The sequence below is a fragment of the Streptomyces sp. NPDC018029 genome (assembly GCF_044327655.1).
Taxonomy (GTDB): Bacteria; Actinomycetota; Actinomycetes; order Streptomycetales; family Streptomycetaceae; genus Streptomyces.
Map to the genome: position 1 here is coordinate 177,158 of NZ_JBIRFV010000004.1, position 19,365 is coordinate 196,522.

The following is a 19,365-nucleotide window of genomic DNA, read 5'->3' on the forward strand; positions in this document are numbered from 1 at the left end:
GCGCGATGCCCCGTAAGGACCAGGCGTATACCGCCGAACAGACCCCTTCCACCACCGCCGAACAGACCACTCCGGCGCGGTCAGTACGGTGCCTCCCACACCACCGTCGTACCGCCCCCGTCCTCACCGATCCCGGGCCCGTACCAACTGTCGCCGCCGAGCGACTCCGCGCGCCGCTTGAGGTTCCTCAGGCCACTGCGCCGACCGCCCTCCGCGATGCCCACGCCGTCGTCGGCGACGGTCAGACGTACGCCCTGCTGCCCGTCCGGGAGGACCACCGTCGAGTCGACCACGACGTCGATGCGGGCCGCGTGCGCGTGCCGGAACGCGTTGGACAGGGCCTCCCGCAGCGCGGCGATGAGGTTCTTTCCGGTCAGTTCGCCGACCACCGTGTCAACCGGCCCCACGAAGTGGTGCGAGGGCTTGAAGCCGAGGGGGACGGCGGCCATGTTGATCTCGCGCAGGACGCGGGTGCGCAGCCCCGACGGGGCTTCGGCGGGGCCCTGCTGAAGCGCGAAGATCGCCGTGCGGATCTCCTGGATCGTCACGTCCAGTTCGTCGACCGCCCTGCCGACACCGACCTGCACCTCCGGGACGACCGACCTGCGCTGGGCGCTCTCCAGCATCATCCCGGTGGCGAACAGGCGCTGGATGACGAGGTCGTGCAGGTCCCTGGCGATCCGGTCGCGGTCCTCGTACACCGCGAGCCGCTCCCGGTCCCGCTGGGCCTCGGCCATCATCAGCGCGAGCGCGGCCTGCGAGGCGAACTGGGCGGCCAGGGTCCGCTCGGCCTCGCTGAAAGGGCGTGCCCCGCGCGCGCGGGGCGTCACGAGCGTGCCGAGGACCCGGCCGTCGCTCTGCAGCGGCAGCATCATGACGGGGCCGTAGGCGCGGGCGAGCTCGGTCATGACGCGCGGGTCGCTCGCCGCGTCGTCGATGAACACGGACTCTCCTTCGAGGAGTTCGGCGACGATGCGGCTCTCCGGAGGGACGATCATGCCGAGCGCGCCGGTCGGTTCGTCCGAGGAGACCGCGACGATCTCCATGCCGCCCTCCTCGTCGGGCAGCAGCACGATGCCCGCGGCGGAGTCTGCGAGGTGCCTGGCCTGCTCCGCGACGACCGTGAGCGCCTCCTCCGCGTCGCTGCCAGCCAGCAGGGCGGTGGTGACCGCCACGGAGCCGTCGATCCAGCGTTCGCGCTGCTTGGCGGCTTCGTAGAGGCGTGCGTTCCCGATGGCGATGCCGGCCTCCGTCGCGAGGACGCGGACCATGTGCACGTCGTAGTCGTTGAACTCGGCCCCGTCCCGCTTCTCCGTCAGATAGAGGTTGCCGAAGATCTCGCCCTGGACGCGGATGGGGACGCCGAGGAAGGTCCGCATCGGCGGGTGGTGGCGCGGGAAGCCGCAGGAGCGCGGGTCCACGGAGAGGTCGGGCAGGCGCAGCGTCCTCGGCTGGTGGATGAGCGCGCCCAGGAGCCCTTTGTGGCCGTCGGGCAGGTGCCCGATCCTCTCGGCGGTCTCCTCGTCGATGCCGTGGTAAACGAAGTCGGAGAGTCCCTTGCCGTCCTCGGCGACGACACCGATCGCGGCGTAGCGGGCGTCCGCGAGCTCGGCGGCGGTCTCGCAGATGCGGTCCAGAGTGGTGTGCAGTTCGAGTCCAGTGCCGACCGACCGCATGGCCTCGAGCAGTTGCGGCACCCGGGACGTCAGCTCCGGCGAGAGCCCTTGGAGGGTGCGGCTCGCCCGCGCCGCCGCCCGCACCGAGTCCGGTGTGCCGTCGGGGAGCGGGGAGTCGGCGGAGGCCGAGGGTGCTGACATGCCTTTGAGCCTAGTAAGTCCGATTTACAGGGGAAAGTCGAGGCCGCCCGGCCACCGCCGATGTCGTCCGCGCCCGGGGCACCCCGGAATCCGCCACCACCAGCGGGCCCGCGCCCTCAACCCCGCCGCCACCAGCGGGCCCGCCGCTCTCACCCCGCCACCAACAGATCCGCCGCCCGCTCCACCTCCAGCATCCGCCGCAGCGGCCCCTCCTCCGCCGCGAGCTCCGCGTACGTGCCGCGCTGCACCACTCGTCCGCCGTCCAGCACGAGCACCTCGTCCACGGCGTCGAGCCCGGCAAGCCGGTGCGTGATGAGCAGCGTCGTGCGCCCCTCGGTCGCGGTCAGCAGGTCGGCGGTCAGGGCGTCGGCGGTCGGCAGGTCCAGGTGTTCGGCGGGCTCGTCCAGGACGAGGACGGGGAAGTCGGCGAGCAGAGCGCGGGCCAGCGCCAGGCGCTGTCGCTGTCCTCCGGAGAGGCGGGCCCCGTGCTCCCCGACGAGCGTGTCGAGCCCGTCGGGCAGGGAGGCGACCCAGCCGTCGAGCCGCGCACGCTCCAGGGCGTCACGCAACTCCGCGTCGGTGGCGTCCTTCTTGGCGAGCAGCAGGTTCTCGCGCACCGAGCTGTCGAAGATGTGGGCGTCCTGGGCGCACAGCCCGACCATGCCGCGCACCGTGTCGCCGTCCAGCGCGGTCGCGTCCGTGCCGCCGAGCGTGTACGTCCCTTCGGACGCTCCGAGGAACCGCAGCAGCACCTGCGCGAGCGTCGTCTTGCCGGACCCGGACGGGCCGACCACGGCGATCCGCCGCCCCCGGTCCAGCGTCAGGTCGACGCTGGCGAGCGCGGGCGCGTCGGCGGACTGCCCTTCGTAGCGGGCCCCCAGCCCTTCGACGCGCAGCGGGAAAGGCGTACGGGGGGCCTCTGCGGGCACGGCGGGCTCGGGGACCGGCACGGGTGCGTCGAGGACCTCGTAGACCCGCTCGGCGCTCTTCCTGACCCGCTGGCGGTACTGCACGGCGAGCGGCAGCCCCATCACCGCTTCGAAGGCGGCGAGCGGGGTGAGGACGACTGCGGCGAGGGCCACGCCGCTCAGCCGCCCGTCGTGGACCGCCTGCACGCCGACGAGCGCGGCGGCGGCCACGGTGAGCCCGGTGACCAGGGCCCCGAGGCCGTCGCCGAGCGCGGTGGCGGTGGCGCCCCGGGAGGCGATCCGGGTCAGCTCGGCGTCGGCCTCCGCGGCCTTGGCCGTACGACGCTTCAGCGCGCCGGCGACGGTCAACTCGGCGGTCCCGGTGAGGAGATCGGCCACGCGGGTGGCGAGCACCCCGCGCGCGGGAGCCAGCTTCCGCTCCGCGCGCCGGGCCACGGCGCCGCTCACGAGCGGCACGCCGACCCCCGCCGCGAGCAGCCCCGCGGCGAGCACGGCGCCCGCCTCGGGCAGCAGCCACGCGGTGAAGCCGACGGCTCCGGCGCCGACGACGGCCGCGGCGGACGCGGGGAGCAGCCAGCGCAGCCAGTAATCCTGCAAGGCGTCGACGTCGGCGACCAGACGGGAGAGGAGGTCGCCGCGCCGGGCCCCGCGCAGACCGGCCGGGGAGAGCCGTTCCAGGCGCCGGTAGACGGCGACCCGGGTGTCGGCGAGCATCCGCAGCACGGCGTCGTGCGAGACGAGCCGCTCGGCGTACCGGAAGACGGCACGGCCGATACCGAAGGCGCGGGTCGCCGTCACGGCGATCATCAGGTACATCACCGGGGGCTGCTCCGAGGCCCGCGATATCAGCCACCCGGAGGTCGCCATCAACCCCACGGCGCTCGCGAGCGCGAGGCTGCCCAGGAGCAGCGCCAACGCCAACTGCCCTCGCCGGGCCTGCGCCGCGTCCCGGACCCGGCCCAGCACTCCGCCCGTACGCCGGAGTCCCGGGCGGACACTCTCTTCCAGGGACTCCGGCACCACCGGCCCACCGGCCACATCGCCATCGCTCCCGGCAGGGGCAGCCGCGCCCCCCTGCCTGTGAGCAGCGGCCGGATACGCGCCCCGGGACCGGGAAGCCTCGGCGGCGTCCAGCCGTACGACGCGGTCGGCGACGGACAGCAGTGCCGGCCGATGCACGACCAGCAGCACGGTCCGGCCGACGGCGAGCCGGCGAACCGCCTCGACGACCTCCGCCTCGGTGCCGCCGTCCAGCGCCGCCGTCGGCTCGTCGAGCAGGACCACGGGCCGGTCGGCGAGGAACGCCCGCGCCAGCGCGAGGCGTTGCCGCTGCCCGGCGGAGAGCCCGGCGCCGTCCTCCCCCAGCACGGTCCGCACCCCGGCGGGCAGCGCGTCCACGAACTCCAGGGCACCCGCCTCGCGCAGGGCCTCCCGCAGCTGCGCGTCGTCCGCATCCGGCCGCGCGAGCCGTACGTTCTCCGCGATGGACCCGGCGAAGAGGTGCGGCCGCTGCGGCACCCACGCGATCCGCTCGCGCCAGCGTTCCGGCGAGACGTCCGCCAAGTCGACGCCCCCGACCCGCACCCGTCCCTCGGTGGGCGGGACGAACCCGAGCACCACGTTGAGCAGCGTCGACTTGCCAGCCCCGCTCGCCCCGACGAGCGCCACGGTCTCCCCGGGCGCCACCTCGAAGGACGCCCCGGAGACGGCGTCCGACGCACGCCCCGGGTACCGGACCGTCACGCCTTCCACGCTCAGCACACCCGAAGGCGCCGCCCCCGTCCCGGCGGCCGGCACCGGTGTCTCCAAGACCTCGAAGATCTCCTCGGCGGCCGAGAGCCCCTCCGCCGCCGCGTGGTACTGCGCGCCGACCTGCCGCAGCGGAAGGTAGGCCTCGGGTGCGAGGACGAGGACGACGAGACCGTCGTACAGCTCCATCTCACCGTGGACCAGTCGCATGCCGATGGTCACCGCGACCAGCGCGACCGAAATCGTCGCGAGCAGCTCCAGGGCGAACGACGACAGGAAGGCAATGCGCAGCGTCCGCATCGTGGCCTGCCGGTACTCGCCGGTGATCTTGCGTATCGACTCGGCCTGCGCCTTGGCACGGCCGAACACCTTCAGCGTCGGCAGGCCCGCCACCACGTCGAGGAAGTGGCCCGAGAGGCGCGAGAGGAGGCGCCATTGACGGTCCATGCGGTTCTGTGTGGCCCAGCCGATCAGGATCATGAAGATCGGTATCAGGGGCAGCGTCACGACGATGATCGCCGCCGACACCCAGTCCTCGGTGACGATGCGGGCCAGCACCGCCACCGGCACCACCACCGCGAGCCCCAGCTGCGGCAGATAGCGCGAGAAGTAGTCGTCGAGCGCGTCCACACCACGGGTGGCGAGAGAGATCAGCGATCCGGTGCGCTGACCTCCGAGCCACCCGGGCCCGAGCGCGCCCGCCCGCTCCAGCAGCCGCCCCCGCAGCTCGGACTTGACCGCCGCGCTCGCCCGGTGCGCGGCGAGCTCGGTCAGCCAGGAGACCAGCCCACGCCCCGCCGCGACCACGGCGAGCAACACCAGGGGAGTGCCCAGATCGCCTACGGAGAGGCCTTCCTGGAAGGCACCCACCACGATCTCGGCGATGAGCATCGCCTGGCCGACGACCAGGCCCGCCCCGGCCAGCCCCAGCACCACGACCGCGACGAGGAAGAAGCGCGTGGCGCGGGCGTACCGAAGCAGGCGCGGGTCTATCGGTTTCACGTGAAACACACCCTCCGGCGGGCTTGGAGAACGTGTTTCACGTGAAACACACCCTCCGACGGACTCTGGAGAACGGGCACTGGAGCACGAGCACTCGAGAACGGCAGCTGAAGAACGGGCTCAGTGCGCGGCATCCGCGATGTGCTGCGTCCCGATCCGCTTGCGGAACACCCAGTACGTCCAGGACTGGTAGAGCAGCACGACAGGCGTCGCGATGCCCGCGCACCACGTCATGATCTTCAGGGTGTACGGACTCGACGAGGCGTTGGTGACCGTGAGGCTCCACTCCTCGTTCAGCGACGACGGCATGACGTTCGGGAAGAGCGTCAGGAAGAGCATCGCGACGGCCGCCGCGATCGTGATGCCGGACAGTGCGAACGACCACCCCTCGCGCCCGATCTTGATGGCCACGATGGCGCCGACCAGGGCGACCACGGCCACGACCATCGCGACCAGGCTCTTGCCGTCACCCTTGTCGGCCTGCGTCCAGAGCAGGAACCCGAGCGCGAGCACGGCCGTGACGAGCCCCAGGCCCAGCGCCGTCTTCCGCGCGCGCACCCGGATGTCGCCCACCGTCTTGAGCGAGGCGAACACCGCGCCGTGGAAGGTGAACAGCGTCAGGGTGACCAGGCCGCCGAGAAGCGCGTACGGGTTGAGCAGGTCCACGAAGCCGCCCACGTACTCCTTGTGGGCGTCGATCTTCACGCCGCGCACGATGTTGCCGAAGGCGACGCCCCACAGCAGCGCCGGGATCAGCGAGGTCCAGAAGATCGCGTGCTCCCAGTTGGTCTGCCAGCGCTCCTCGGGCCGCTTGGCGCGGTACTCGAAGGCGACACCGCGGACGATCAGGCAGATCAGGATGATCAGGAGCGGCAGGTAGAAGCCGGAGAAGAGCGTCGCGTACCACTCGGGGAAGGCGGCGAAGGTCGCACCGCCCGCCGTGAGCAGCCACACTTCGTTGCCGTCCCAGACGGGGCCGATGGTGTTGATGAGGACCCGCTTCTCGACCCGGTCCCGGGCGAGCAGCTTGGTCAGGATGCCTATCCCGAAGTCGAAGCCCTCCAGGAAGAAGTAGCCGATCCACAGGACCGCGATCAGTACGAACCAGACGTCGTGAAGTTCCATGTCCGCTGTACTCCTTCCTTCAGTACGAGAAGGCCATGGGCCGGTCGGAATCGTCGGAGTCGGAATCGGAATCGGTGCTCTTGCCCGATCCGGGCCCGCTGATCTTGGTGGGCGGGTTGAGGTCCGCCTCGGTCAACTCGGGCGGGCCCGACCTGACGTACTTGAGCAGCAGCTTCACCTCGATCACGGCGAGGATCGCGTAGATGAGCGTGAATCCGATCAGTGAGGTGAGCACCTCGCCCTGGGAGACCCCGGGCGAGACCGCGTCCTTCGTGCGGAGGACTCCGTAGACCACCCAGGGCTGTCGCCCGGTCTCGGTGAAGATCCAGCCCCAGGCGGTGCCGATGAGGGGGAAGATCAGCGTCCACTGCGAGAGCCGCCACCACCACGTGCCGAGCTTCGGCGCGAGCTCCTTGTTCTTGGTGAGCATCAGCTTGGGGATCTCGTCCGCGCCGGTGCGGTGCTCCGGGGCGAGCCAGAACTTCTTCCTCGTCAGCCAGAGGCCCGCGGTGCACAGCGCCATCGAGACCCCGCCGAAGCCGATCATCCAGCGGTACGACCAGTAGGCGGTGGGGATGTTGGGCCGGTAGTCGCCGGGCCCGTACTTCTCCTGCGCTTCCTTGTTGAGGTCGTTGATGCCGGGGATCTCGGCGCTGAAGTTGTTCTTCGCGAGGAAGGACAACACGCCGGGGACCTCGATGGCGACCTTGTTGTGGCCCTCGGCGACATCGCCGTACGCGAAGAGCGAGAACGGTGCCGGCTTCTCGGTCTCCCACAGCGCCTCGGCCGCCGACATCTTCATCGGCTGCTGCTCGTACATGACCTTGCCGAGCGTGTCGGCGCTGACGACGGTGAGCAGCGTGCCGACGAACGCAGTGACCAGGCCGAGCCGCATCGACATCCGCATGGTGCGGATGTGCTGCTTCTTGCGCAGGTGGAAGATGGCGATGCCGGTCATGAAGGCGCCGCCGACCAGGATGGCCGCCGAGATGACGTGGAAGAAGTTGACGAGCGTCGTCTCCTGGAAGAGCACCTTCGAGAAGTCGGTGAGCTCCGCGCGCTTGGTCCCGTCCCGCTCCACGATCTTGTAGCCGACCGGGTGCTGCATAAAGGCGTTGGCGGCGATGATGAAGTACGCCGACAGGACCGTGCCGATGGAGACGATCCAGATCGTGGCGCAGTGCAGCTTCTTCGGCAGCTTGTCCCAGCCGAAGATCCACAGGCCGATGAAGGTCGACTCGAAGAAGAAGGCGATCAGCGCCTCGAAGGCGAGCGGCGCCCCGAAGACGTCACCGACGAAGCGGGAGTAGTCGGACCAGTTCATGCCGAACTGGAACTCCTGCACGATGCCGGTGACGACACCCATCGCGATGTTGATCAGGAACAGCTTTCCCCAGAACTTGGTCGCCCTGAGGTAGTGCTCCTTGCCCGTCCGCACCCATGCCGTCTCGAGGATCGCCGTGAGGGCGGCGAGGGAGATCGTCAGGGGGACGAACAGGAAGTGGTAGACGGTCGTGATGCCGAACTGCCATCGCGCCAGGGTTTCCGGCGCCAGAGCCAGGTCCACTGCGTCTCTCCTCACTCACCGTGCCCACAGCGATCCGGTCGCCCCTTTTGTCCCACCCATCCCGGGACGAACGGGGCACGCTTGTGAACGCGTTCACATTCACAAGCAATTATGTCGTACTGGTGGCCGGAACCCCAAAGGGGGGTCCCACTTACCGAGGGAAACGCCGCAGGCGCGAGAAAAGGCCCCGGGCGCAGCGCCCGAGGCCTTCCCAAGAACTTCAACATATTGTTGAATCCGCGCCATGCAGATACGGATCTCATGGCCCACGGGCCACCTCACCGCGACCCTCGCCGAGACCCCGACCAGCCGGGCTCTCGGCAAGGTCCTGCCGCTCTCCGCCACCGCCCGTACCTGGGGCGAAGAGGTCTACTTCGACACAGGCGTCAGCGTGCCGCGCGAGGCCGACGCCCAGCAGGTCGTCGAACCCGGCACGGTCGCCTTCTGGACCGACGGCGACGCCCTCGCGCTCCCCTACGGGCCGACGCCGATCTCACAAGGCGACGAGTGCCGCCTCGCGAGCCCGTGCAACCTCCTCGGCCGGCTCGACGGCGACCCGCGCCTGCTGGCCACCGTCCGCTCCGGAGACCCCATCCGCGTCGAACTCACGCCCGACTGACGGCAGCCGCGCACACCCACGGACGCCCATGGGCACCCCCGCACGTCGGCGGGGGCTAGAGCTCCTTGCGGAAAGCCTCCGCCGCCTGCAAGAAGATGTCGTTGGCCTCGGTCTCGCCGATCGTGGCCCGCATCCCCTCGCCCGCGAACGGCCGCACGACCACGCCGGCCTTCTCGCACGCCGCCGCGAAGTCCGTCGTACGGTCGCCGAGCCGCAGCCACACGAAGTTCGCCTGCGTCTCGGGCACCGTCCAGCCCTGGCCCCGCAGCGCCTCGACCACACGCGTGCGCTCGGCGACCAGCGAGCCGACCCGGCCCATCAGCTCGTCCTCGGCACGCAGCGACGCCACCGCCGCGTCCTGCGCGAGCTGGCTCACACCGAACGGCACCGCCGTCTTGCGCAGCGCGGCGGCCACCGGCTCGTGAGCGACCGCGAAACCAACGCGGAGGCCCGCGAGGCCGTACGCCTTGGAGAACGTACGGAGCATACAGACGTTCGGACGGTCGCGGTAGATCTCGATGCCGTCCGGCACCTCGGGGTCACGGATGAACTCGCGGTACGCCTCGTCGAGCACGACCAGGACGTCGCCCGGCACCCGGTCGAGGAACCGCTCCAGCTCGGCCCTGCGGACGACGGTGCCCGTGGGGTTGTTGGGGTTGCAGACAAAGATGAGGCGAGTGCGGTCGGTGATGGCGTCGGCCATCGCGTCGAGGTCGTGCACCTCCCCGTCCGTCAACGGCACCCGCACCGACGTGGCGCCACTGACCTGCGTGATGATCGGGTACGCCTCGAAGGACCGCCACGCATAGATGACCTCGTCCCCCGGGCCCGACGTGGACTGCAGCAGCTGCTGGGCGACGCCGACGGAACCGGTGCCGGTGGCGATGTGCGAGGCGGGCACCCCGAAGCGGTCGGCCAGCTCGCTCATCAGGGCCGTGCACGCCATGTCGGGGTAGCGGTTGAAGGACCCGGCGGCGGCGAGCGCGCTCTCCATGACGCCGGGGAGCGGCGGGTAGGGGTTCTCGTTCGAGGACAGCTTGTAGGCCGCGGGACCGTCGGCCGCCGCCGCGGGCTTGCCCGGCTTGTAGGTGGGGATCCCCTCCAGCTCGGCGCGCAGCCTCGGGTTCGTCTCGCTCACCGCAGTCCTCCTCTTGGCCAGTCAAGCTCTTGGTCGGTCACGCTCTTGGTTCGGTCACGCTCTGGGTCGGTCACACCAGTTCGAATACTGCTTACCTTATGAGGATTCGGCGCCGCTGCGAATGGCCTTCCGGCATCGGTATACGGAGGGTCCCGCACCGCACCGCGCAGGCGCGCGAAGCAGGGGGAGCGCCCCCTGCTTCGCCTCGCGCCGGTGGCTCGCTCCGTGGCGCGCATCCCCCGTGAAGGTGAGTTGAGACCTCTTCGAGACCTGACTCATTCGGCAGGCCCGCACGCGACGATCAGGTGCAGCTACCTGTGGATCTCTCCAACTACCTTTGGTTCCAAGGTCATTGGGAGTACAACGCCATGCAGAAACGTGCCTGTCAACGCGTGCATATGCGCCCCTGCTACCCACCCCCATGAGCCCTACTATCGGCTCGCCATGACAGCAGCAGGGAAGCACCAGGTGAGCCGAGCGGAGACCGCGCGCCGGGGCAACCGGCAGAGTCGAGCGGGGATCAGAGACGTCGCCGCCGCCGCCGGTGTCTCCATCACGACTGTCTCCGACGCCCTCAACGGCAAGGGTCGGCTCCCCGACGCCACCCGACGCCACGTCCGCGAAGTCGCAGAGCGGTTGGGCTATCGCCCCTCCGCGGCGGCCCGCACCCTCCGTACCGGCAAGTCGGGCCTCATCGGCCTGACCGTGACGACATACGGGGATGAACCTTTCACCTTCACCGAATTCGCCTACTTCGCCGAGATGGCCAGAGCCGCCACATCGGCCGCACTCGCCCGGGGCTACGCCCTGGTGATCCTGCCCGCCACCTCGCGCCGCAGCCCCGTCGACGTGTGGTCGAACGTCGCGCTCGACGGCACCGTCGTCGTCGACCCCTCCGACCACGACCCCGTGGTCAGCGAGCTGGTCCGGCAAGGCCTGCCGGTCGTCTCCGACGGGCGCCCGGCAGGATCGCTCCCGGTCACCGCCTGGGTCGACAACGACCACGAGGCCGCGGTCCTGGAGATCCTCGACCACCTCGCGGCCGCCGGCGCCCGCAGGATCGGCCTCCTCACCGGCACCACCACGGACACGTACACCCATCTGTCCACGACCGCCTACCTGCGCTGGTGCGAACGCGTCGGGCAGGACCCCGTCTACGAGTCCTATCCCGCCCACGACCCGTGTGCGGGCGCCGTCGCCGCCGACCGGCTGCTCGCCCGGCCCGACCGGCCCGACGCCGTGTACGGCCTCTTCGACCCCAACGGCACCGACCTCCTCGCCGCCGCCCGGCGGTACGGCCTGCGCGTCCCCGACGACCTGCTCCTCGTCTGCTGCAGCGAGTCCACGGTGTACGCCACCACAGAACCGCCCATCACCACGCTCTCCCTCAAACCGCGCCGCATCGGCACGGCCGTCGTGCAGCTCCTCATCGACGCCATCGAGGGCCTCGACACGGGCCGGCCCGTCGAGCAGGTGATACCGACCGAACTGATCGTGCGCACCTCGTCCGAGCGACGTCCGCCACGCACGACGGTCAGTCCGCCACGCTCGTCCGGCTCCGGCTGATCGCTCCCGTTCTCGTACGCGGACCTGGGCAGAGGTCGGCTTCCTCCCCGCCACCAGCGGGGAAACCTCTGCCCAATTCGGGAGAAATCCGCAATGAACGAGGGTCCGGCACCGATTCACCACCCCTGGTGCACCACACAGCGGGAGCCGCATTCCTATGATGGGCGGACGACACCGCGGGCCGCAGCGACCAAGCAGTCCGATCTCGGTGCAGATGCGGCGCAATGGTGGTGGAGGGGTCGATGACTCAGGGGGCCGGTCAGGGACCCGATGTGCGGACGGCGACGCTGCGCGACTTCCGCGTACCCGCGTACATCCATGAGACGACCGGCCCCGCCGCGGGAGGTCCAGGATCGCCGGGCGAGGTGCCGGACGAGGGGTACACCCCCACCCAGCGCGACCTGCCGGTCATCAACCGCGGCGACACCGTCCAGGTACAGGTCATGCCGGAGCCCCCGCAGCCGCGGCCGAGCGACGAGCACGGCCCGCTGTACGTCGTCGGCGATGTGCACGGCTATCTGGACGAGCTCGTCGCGGCCCTCCAGGAGCAGGGCCTCGTCGACGCCGAGGGCAACTGGTCCGCGGGGAACGCGCGGCTGTGGTTCCTCGGTGACTTCACCGACCGGGGGCCCGACGGCATCGGCGTCATCGACCTCGTGATGCGGCTGTCCGCCGAGGCCGCCGCCGCCGGCGGCTACTGCAAGGCGCTCATGGGCAACCACGAGCTGCTCCTGCTCGGCGCCAAGCGCTTCGGCGACACCCCCGTGAACTCCGGTGCGGGCACCGCCACCTTCCAGGCCGCCTGGCTGCTGAACGGCGGGCAGAAGACCGACATGGAGCGCCTGGAGGACCACCACCTCCAGTGGATGGCCCGCCTCGACGCGATGGAGGAGGCCGATGGCCACCTGCTCGTGCACTCGGACACGACCGCCTATCTGGATTACGGCGACTCGATCGAGGCAGTGAACGACACCATCCGGGAGACCCTCACGCGCAACGACGCGGACGAATGCTGGGACCTCTTCCGCAAATTCACCAAGCGCTTCGCCTTCCGCGACGAGTCGGGCCCCTCGGCCGTACGGGAACTCCTCGACATGTACGGCGGCACACGCATCGTCCACGGCCACAGCCCCATCCCCTACCTCCTGGGTGACGTCGGCTCCGAGGACGAGTCGGACGGCGGCGGTCCGGTCATCGAGGGCCCGCATGTCTACGCCGACGGCCTCGCCATCGCCATGGACGGCGGAGTGACCATGGCCGGAAAGCTGCTGGTCCAGCAACTCCCCCTGGGTATCTGAGCGTTCTCCGGGCAGGCGCCCCTCTACAGGATCACGCTGGCCAGGGGGGCAATTTCCGGAAACCCCCTGTCACCGCGTGCCGTCACGGCTCTACCATCGGCTTATCCGTAGCAGGCTCCCCTCCGTTTCTGCCCAACGGCTCGTAGCCATGCGAGCCTCAGCCCTACGGAGCATCGGGGGATGCACATGAACAGCGCTCCACACCTGCTCAATGAGGACCGCCCCGAGTACGAGCGGATCCTCGACGAGGCGCTGCGCACCGCACCTGACCGTCCCGAACTCGCCGCAGTGGGCCAGCGGCTCAACACCGAACAACTGCGCACCATGGCCCTGAACGCGACAGCACTGATCACGGCCGCGGCCGCGGCCGAGTACGCGCACTACGTGAAGGTTCGCGAGGAGTTGCGCGAACCTCGACCGTCGTCCACGTCGATCCGCGAAGGGAATGGACAGAGCGCCGCGGAGTCGGGCTCCGGCGGCGTCAGCCTCGCCACCACGATGGGCGAGGTCGCCGAACCAGCGGCAGCGGGAGCCGGGGCGATCGCCGTCGTCGCGGTCCTCGCACCCGTCCTCGCGGGGGCGGCCGCCGCGATATTCCTGCTCGTCGGCTACATCCTGAAGATGCTCACCCCCGAGCCCGCCTTCGCGGACACCCTGCTCACCGCGGGATGGCTGTTCGGCGCGCTCACCGCGGGGGGCATCCTGGTCGCCGCGGTCGGTCTCCTGCTGACCGCCCTGCGCAACGGCTCCACCTCGCTCCAGGCCGGACTGCACGGCGAGCGGAACGAGGAGTTGACCCGCGCCAGGGAGGACTGGAGCCGGGCGCTCCTCGAGCGGGGCGTCGTGCCGTTCCTGCGGGAGGCCCTGACGGAACCGGGCGGGGCCTCCGCGGCCCGCACGCCGTCGACGAACTCAGGGGTCTCCGGGGCGAGCGGCCGCATGCCCCAACTCGGCTATCACCGGCCGGGGTTCAGCAGCCCGGACGGCGGCCCGAGCGCGGGGCCGCGTCCTAGCTTCTCGAGCCCCGACTTCTCCAGCCCCGATTTCGGCGGGCCCGACCACAAGCCGGAGTAACGGGGCCGGGGCCGGGCCGGGCCGGGCCATGAGGCTCGACACCGCCCTCGGCGCGCCGCTGTCGGCGAGCGGCGGCGCAGGCCGGAGGCGTAATGACAGGTGGGTGGGACCGACACGTCCGCGACCACCCCGTACGCACGGGAGCAGGGCAGTTGACCGGCCGGATGCCGGTCCGCTGCCTTGCTCCCGCGCGACGGCGCCGAGGCGCCCGGAGCGCGACGGTGTGAGAGGGCTCGGAGCGCGACGGTGTGAGAGGGCTCGGGCGAAACCGGCTCTCAGTCGGCGATCGGCAGATAGACCCGGTTGCCCGCTGCCGCGAACTCCTTGGACTTCTGCTCCATGCCCGCCGCGATGTCGTCCGAGTCCAGATCACCGCCGTGCTGGCGACGGATGTCCTGGGAGATCTTCATCGAGCAGAACTTCGGCCCGCACATCGAGCAGAAGTGTGCCGTCTTCGCGGGCTCGGCCGGCAGCGTCTCGTCGTGGAACTCCCGTGCCGTGACCGGGTCGAGGGCGAGATTGAACTGGTCCTCCCAGCGGAACTCGAAGCGCGCGTCCGAGAGCGCGTCGTCCCAGTCCTGGGCGCCCGGGTGCCCCTTGGCCAGGTCCGCCGCATGCGCCGCGATCTTGTAGGTGATGACGCCGGTCTTCACGTCGTCGCGGTTGGGCAGGCCCAGGTGCTCCTTGGGCGTGACGTAGCAGAGCATGGCCGTGCCCCACCAGCCGATCATCGCGGCGCCGATGCCGGAGGTGATGTGGTCGTAGGCGGGTGCGATGTCGGTGGTCAGCGGGCCGAGCGTGTAGAACGGCGCCTCCTCGCAGATCTCCTGCTGGAGGTCGATGTTCTCCTTGATCTTGTGCATCGGGACGTGACCGGGGCCCTCGATCATCGTCTGTACGTTATGACGCTTGGCGATCGTGTTGAGTTCCCCGAGGGTCCGCAGCTCGGCGAACTGCGCCTCGTCGTTGGCGTCCGCGATCGAACCGGGCCGCAGGCCGTCGCCGAGCGAGTACGTCACGTCGTACGCCGCGAGGATCTCGCAGAGCTCCTCGAAGTGCTCGTACAGGAAGCTCTCCTTGTGGTGCGCGAGGCACCAGGCGGCCATGATCGAACCGCCGCGCGAGACGATGCCGGTCTTGCGGCGCGCGGTGAGCGGGACGTACGGAAGTCGTACGCCCGCGTGCACCGTCATGTAGTCCACGCCCTGCTCGGCCTGTTCGATGACCGTGTCCTTGTAGATCTCCCAGGACAACTCCTCGGCCTTGCCGTCGACCTTCTCCAGGGCCTGGTAGAGCGGCACGGTGCCGATCGGCACGGGGGAGTTGCGCAGGACCCACTCGCGGGTCGTGTGGATGTTGCGGCCGGTGGACAGGTCCATGACCGTGTCGGCGCCCCACTGGGTGGCCCAGGTCATCTTGTCCACCTCCTCCTCGATGGAGGAAGTGACCGCGGAGTTGCCGATGTTGGCGTTCACCTTCACCAGGAACTTCTTGCCGATGATCATCGGCTCGATCTCCGGGTGGTTGACGTTGGCGGGGATCACCGCGCGCCCCGCGGCGACCTCCTCCCGGACGATCTCGGGGTCCATGTTCTCGCGGATCCCGATGAACTCCATCTCGGGTGTGATCTCGCCGCGGCGGGCGTACGCCAGCTGCGTCACCGCCTGGCCCTGGCGGCCGCGGCGCGGCTGGCGGGGGCGGCCGGGGAAGACCGCGTCGAGGTTCTTGAGCCCGCCGCGGGGCGAGGTGTGCTTGATGCCGTCGTCCTCGGGACGGGGCGGCCGGCCCACGTACTCCTCGGTGTCGCCGCGGGCGATGATCCAGTTCTCCCGCAGCGGCGGCAGACCGCGGCGGACGTCGGTCTCGGCCGACGGGTCGGTGTACGGGCCCGAAGTGTCGTACAGGGTCACGGCCTTACCGTTGGTGAGGTGCACCTGGCGGACCGGCACCCGCAGGTCGGGGCGTGAACCCTCGACATACGCCTTGTGCCAGCCGATGGACTTCCCGGCCCCGTCAGCCGCGACGGTGTTCTCAGCGTTCTCAGCGTTCTCGGCGTTCTCGTCGCTGCTGGAGGCAGGCGTGCGTGCGTCCGATGTGGTCATGAGACCTACTCCCTACGCCGGCATTACCCGGTAACAGGTTCGGCGGTCGACGCAGCGAATCCCGTACGTTTCGTGCACTCTTCGTGCCGTTTCGTACGGAGGTCAGCGCCCTCTCAGCCCGGTGCTCCGAGCTCCCGCGATTGCAAAGGTGGCTCCACGCTAGCGTCATGTCGGCCGCGCTGAACAGAGGGCCCCCTCCGTTCTTGCGATGATCGGTCAGTGACCACCACAGAGCCGCCTCCTCCGCCGCCCCCGCAGCCGCCCGCATCCGGGATGCCTCCGGAGGGGCCTGGGCATGGGTCCGGGCATGGGTCCGGGCATGGAAACGGGTCCGGGCACGGGCACGGAAATGGGCCCGGGCATGGGTCCGGACACGGGCATTCCCACAGCCACGGTCCGGCCGCGCCCGTCTCCAAGCATCTGCGCAAGGTCATCGCCGCGGTCCTGATCCCCTTCGCCACCGCGGTGGTCGTGGGGCTCATGGTGCTCTGGCCCGGCGGCACGCCCTCGCACGAGCGGACCGGCGTCGGTTTCGACCGGCAGACGCAGTCGGCGAAGGTGACGAAGGTGCAGGAGCTGCCCTGCAAGGAGCTCAGCCCCTCGCAGCCCCCACCGACCGGTGACACCTCCACCCCGGAAGGCCAGTCGGCGCAGTCCCGGGCCACGGGCACCTGCAAGAAGGCGACGATCGAGGTGAGCAGCGGCAAGGACAAGGGCCGCACCTTCACCGAGATCATCCAGCCGGACTCGCCCCGGCAACTGCGCCAGGGCCAAGAGGTGGTGGTCGCCTACGAGCCCAAGGCGCCCGAAGGGCTGCAGTACTCGGTCACCGACGTGAACCGCAAGATCCCGATGGCGCTACTCGCCGGCATCTTCGCGCTCGCCGTCGTCGTGGTGGGGCGGCTGCGCGGCGTGATGGCCCTGGTCGCGCTCGCCATCAGCTTCATGGTGCTCACGTTCTTCATCCTGCCGGCGATCCTGCAGGGCTCGAATCCCCTGGTGGTGGCGGTGATCGGGGCGAGCGCCATCATGCTGATCGCGCTCTATCTCTGCCACGGCCTGACGGCCCGCACATCGGTCGCGGTACTCGGCACGCTCATCTCCCTCCTGCTGATCGGGCTGCTCGGCTCACTCTTCATCGGCTGGGCCGCCCTCACCGGCAACACGGACGACAACACCGGCCTCATTCACGGCCTGTACCCGTCCATCGACATGAGCGGCCTCCTGCTCGCGGGCGTCATCATCGGCTCGCTCGGTGTACTCGACGACGTCACGGTCACCCAGACCTCCGCGGTCTGGGAGCTGCATCAGGCAAACCCGACGATGGGCTGGCGCGGCCTGTACCGTGCGGGCATCCGCATCGGCCGCGACCACATCGCCTCGGTCGTCAACACCCTCGTCCTCGCCTACGCGGGCGCCGCGCTGCCCCTGCTGCTGCTCTTCTCGATCGCGCAGTCCAGTGTGGGCACTGTGGCCAACAGCGAGTTGGTCGCCGAGGAGATCGTCCGCACCCTGATCGGCTCGATCGGTCTGGTCGCCTCGGTGCCGGTGACGACCGCGCTGGCCGCCCTGGTCGTCTCGGCGGACCGCACGTCCGGGGGCGGTCCGGGTGCTGCTGGTGCCGGTATGGGTTCCGGCGGCGGTGCTGGTGCTGGTACCAGTGCCGAGGGCCGTGGGAGTGGGGCTCGGCCGTCCCGCGGCGGGAAGGGGCGCCGCCGCAAACGGTGACCTGACCGCGGTGCCGACGGGTCCGAAGCCCCGACGGCATGACGGCCCCGGCTGCCGTCGATACGGCGGGCTCCCCTGAAATGCACCAAAATGCCTGCGGCCTGCCTCCGTCCGTTCCCGACGCCGAGTCAGCCCGCGTTCTGCTCCTCCGCGAGGATCCGGTCGAGCGCCTCGTCAAGATGCGTCTCGAAGTCGGCGAGCGCCCGCTCCTGCCCGAGCGGCACCAGCCTGTCCGTGCGGTCGAGGAAGGCGAGCAGCGGTGGAATCCCCACCCGGAACAGCGCTCGGTCCGCGCCGACCTGAAGCCTGATCAGGGCTTCGTCGAGCATGTCCGCGTCGGTGGGCTCGACACGGACGTCTCCGTCCCCGCACGGCCTCCCCACCCCGTCGATCAGCAGCTCCCGCCCGAAGGTCCAGGTCACCGGCACGTCCCCCGGCAGGTGGAACGTCAGCCGCACGGCATAGGGATCGTCGATCTCGTAGCGCAGCTCCACCGGGATACGGAACGACAGCTCCTCGGAAACGAGGAAGCTCATCATGACCTCTGCCTGCACCGTCTCGCCCATCGCGTGCTACCCCGTCGCTTCTCCATCAACTGGTCAGAGACCAACTCCCTGACACCACTGGCATCTTGCTCAAAGTGCGCATCAGATCACAAGGAGTGAGTTTTCAGATGCTGATAGAGAAGGCGAGTGTCCCTAGTAGCTTTCCGACCTCCCGTTGCAATTTCTGGGCTGCGGGCAGCAACCGGTCGGCCTGGTTGGACGGGACAGAAATGGCCATGGTCGCCGCGGTGTCACCCGCCGTGATCGGAATCGCCGCGCAGACCGTCCCGAGGGCGTACTCCTGACGCTCCACGACGGGCCGCATCCGCTCCCTCGATTCGAGCCGCCGCATGAACGTGCGGTCGTCCCGGACCGAGTAAGGCGTGATCGACCGGACCGGGTAGCGGTCGAGGTGGTCCTGTCGCGCCTTGTCGTCGAGCTGACCGAGGAGGCACTGCCCGATCGCGTGGGCATGCCCTGTCTCCCGGAAGTCCGCCCACTCCTCCACAGCGGGATTGCCCGGTGTGTCGGCGACGGCCACGATTTCGATCTCTCCCTCCCGGTAGACGGCGAAGTACACGGGGACGCCGATGGTGTCGCGCCAGTGCGCCAGGGAATCGTCGATCCTTCCGCGCCGGTTCTGCTGGGCTCCGCTGCCGCTCAGCCGCTCGGCGGCCTCGCCCAGGACGAACAACCCCTTCTCCCTGCGCAGATAGCCCTCGTGGGTCAGGGTGCGCAGCAGGTGATACGCGGTGGGAAGTGCGAGGCCGGCCTCGCGCGCCAACTGCTTTGCGGGGGCGCCGTTCTGATGCGATGCGGCGGCTTCCAGCAACCGCATCGCCCGCTGCACGGAGCCGATGAGGGTCGGCCCGGCGGCTCCGGGGGCCGCCTCTGTCGCGTCTGCTGTTTCTCTTTCGTCCATGGAGGCCGGCGATGCTTCGGGGTCGGTGCAGGTTGATGGTTCTGCGGGGTCGGTGCAGGCTGACTGTTCTGCGGGGTCGGTGGAGTCGTCAACCAGCGGAGTGGTGGGGTCGACCGCGGCCAAGGTTCGCTCCCTAAGCGTGCGCCCGTTCCGCGGAGATCGACCCCCGCGTCGGATTCCGGAC

13 protein-coding genes and 1 riboswitch are annotated in these 19,365 nt (G+C 70.0%); of the genes, 5 read left to right on the forward strand and 8 right to left on the reverse strand.

Annotated features, from left to right (window positions below):
- Nucleotides 1-80: 80 nt before the first annotated feature.
- The 4 genes from ACH4D5_RS13690 to ACH4D5_RS13705 form a co-directional block, all read right to left on the reverse strand.
- Nucleotides 81-1,817, reverse strand: a complete 1,737-nt coding sequence (locus ACH4D5_RS13690; RefSeq protein ID WP_398301749.1) for a GAF domain-containing sensor histidine kinase — start codon at nt 1,815-1,817, stop codon at nt 81-83.
- A 149-nt stretch (nt 1,818-1,966) separates the two neighbouring features.
- The gene (cydD, locus tag ACH4D5_RS13695; protein WP_398301751.1) at nt 1,967-5,497 is read right to left on the reverse strand and encodes a thiol reductant ABC exporter subunit CydD; all 3,531 of its coding nucleotides are present in this window, start codon (nt 5,495-5,497) and stop codon (nt 1,967-1,969) included.
- 120 nt (nt 5,498-5,617) lie between these two features.
- Complete coding sequence (gene cydB / locus ACH4D5_RS13700) at nt 5,618-6,622, reverse strand: cytochrome d ubiquinol oxidase subunit II (protein ID WP_398301753.1); 1,005 nt, start codon at nt 6,620-6,622, stop codon at nt 5,618-5,620.
- A 19-nt stretch (nt 6,623-6,641) separates the two neighbouring features.
- Nucleotides 6,642-8,189, reverse strand: coding sequence for a cytochrome ubiquinol oxidase subunit I (locus ACH4D5_RS13705; protein WP_398301754.1), 1,548 nt, complete (start codon nt 8,187-8,189; stop codon nt 6,642-6,644).
- 244 nt (nt 8,190-8,433) lie between these two features.
- Between ACH4D5_RS13705 and ACH4D5_RS13710 the strand changes: the two genes are divergently transcribed.
- Nucleotides 8,434-8,808: a cyclophilin-like fold protein gene (locus ACH4D5_RS13710; protein ID WP_398301756.1), complete on the forward strand. Its 375-nt coding sequence runs from the start codon at nt 8,434-8,436 to the stop codon at nt 8,806-8,808.
- A gap of 55 nt (nt 8,809-8,863) precedes the next feature.
- Here the strand turns inward: ACH4D5_RS13710 and hisC are convergent, their stop codons facing one another.
- Complete coding sequence (gene hisC / locus ACH4D5_RS13715) at nt 8,864-9,946, reverse strand: histidinol-phosphate transaminase (RefSeq protein WP_398301758.1); 1,083 nt, start codon at nt 9,944-9,946, stop codon at nt 8,864-8,866.
- A 444-nt stretch (nt 9,947-10,390) separates the two neighbouring features.
- Between hisC and ACH4D5_RS13720 the strand changes: the two genes are divergently transcribed.
- The 3 genes from ACH4D5_RS13720 to ACH4D5_RS13730 all read left to right on the forward strand — a co-directional run bounded on the left by ACH4D5_RS13720 (nt 10,391) and on the right by ACH4D5_RS13730 (nt 13,884).
- Entirely contained in the window at nt 10,391-11,512 is a 1,122-nt protein-coding gene (locus ACH4D5_RS13720) for a LacI family DNA-binding transcriptional regulator (RefSeq protein ID WP_362992161.1), read from the forward strand.
- Nucleotides 11,513-11,754: 242 nt separating this feature from the next.
- Nucleotides 11,755-12,810, forward strand: a complete 1,056-nt coding sequence (locus ACH4D5_RS13725; protein ID WP_398301760.1) for a metallophosphoesterase — start codon at nt 11,755-11,757, stop codon at nt 12,808-12,810.
- Nucleotides 12,811-12,990: 180 nt separating this feature from the next.
- Nucleotides 12,991-13,884, forward strand: coding sequence for a hypothetical protein (locus ACH4D5_RS13730; protein ID WP_398301762.1), 894 nt, complete (start codon nt 12,991-12,993; stop codon nt 13,882-13,884).
- 275 nt (nt 13,885-14,159) lie between these two features.
- Here ACH4D5_RS13730 and thiC read toward each other — a convergent pair whose 3' ends face one another.
- On the reverse strand, nt 14,160-15,986 hold the full coding sequence (thiC, locus tag ACH4D5_RS13735; protein WP_398301764.1) for a phosphomethylpyrimidine synthase ThiC: 1,827 nt from the start codon (nt 15,984-15,986) through the stop codon (nt 14,160-14,162).
- A riboswitch (TPP riboswitch) is annotated at nt 15,979-16,134 on the reverse strand. It overlaps the preceding gene by 8 nt.
- Before the next feature lie 71 nt (nt 16,135-16,205).
- On the opposite strand from thiC, the gene ACH4D5_RS13740 reads away from it, so the two are divergent.
- Entirely contained in the window at nt 16,206-17,714 is a 1,509-nt protein-coding gene (locus tag ACH4D5_RS13740) for a YibE/F family protein (protein WP_398301766.1), read from the forward strand.
- Between the two features lie 128 nt (nt 17,715-17,842).
- Here ACH4D5_RS13740 and ACH4D5_RS13745 read toward each other — a convergent pair whose 3' ends face one another.
- A complete protein-coding gene (locus ACH4D5_RS13745) occupies nt 17,843-18,280 on the reverse strand; it encodes an SsgA family sporulation/cell division regulator (protein ID WP_398301768.1) in 438 nt (145 codons plus the stop codon).
- A 103-nt stretch (nt 18,281-18,383) separates the two neighbouring features.
- Nucleotides 18,384-19,109 carry an IclR family transcriptional regulator gene (locus ACH4D5_RS13750; RefSeq protein WP_398302602.1) on the reverse strand — a complete coding sequence of 242 codons (726 nt, stop codon included), beginning with the start codon at nt 19,107-19,109 and terminating at the stop codon, nt 18,384-18,386.
- Nucleotides 19,110-19,365: the final 256 nt, after the last annotated feature.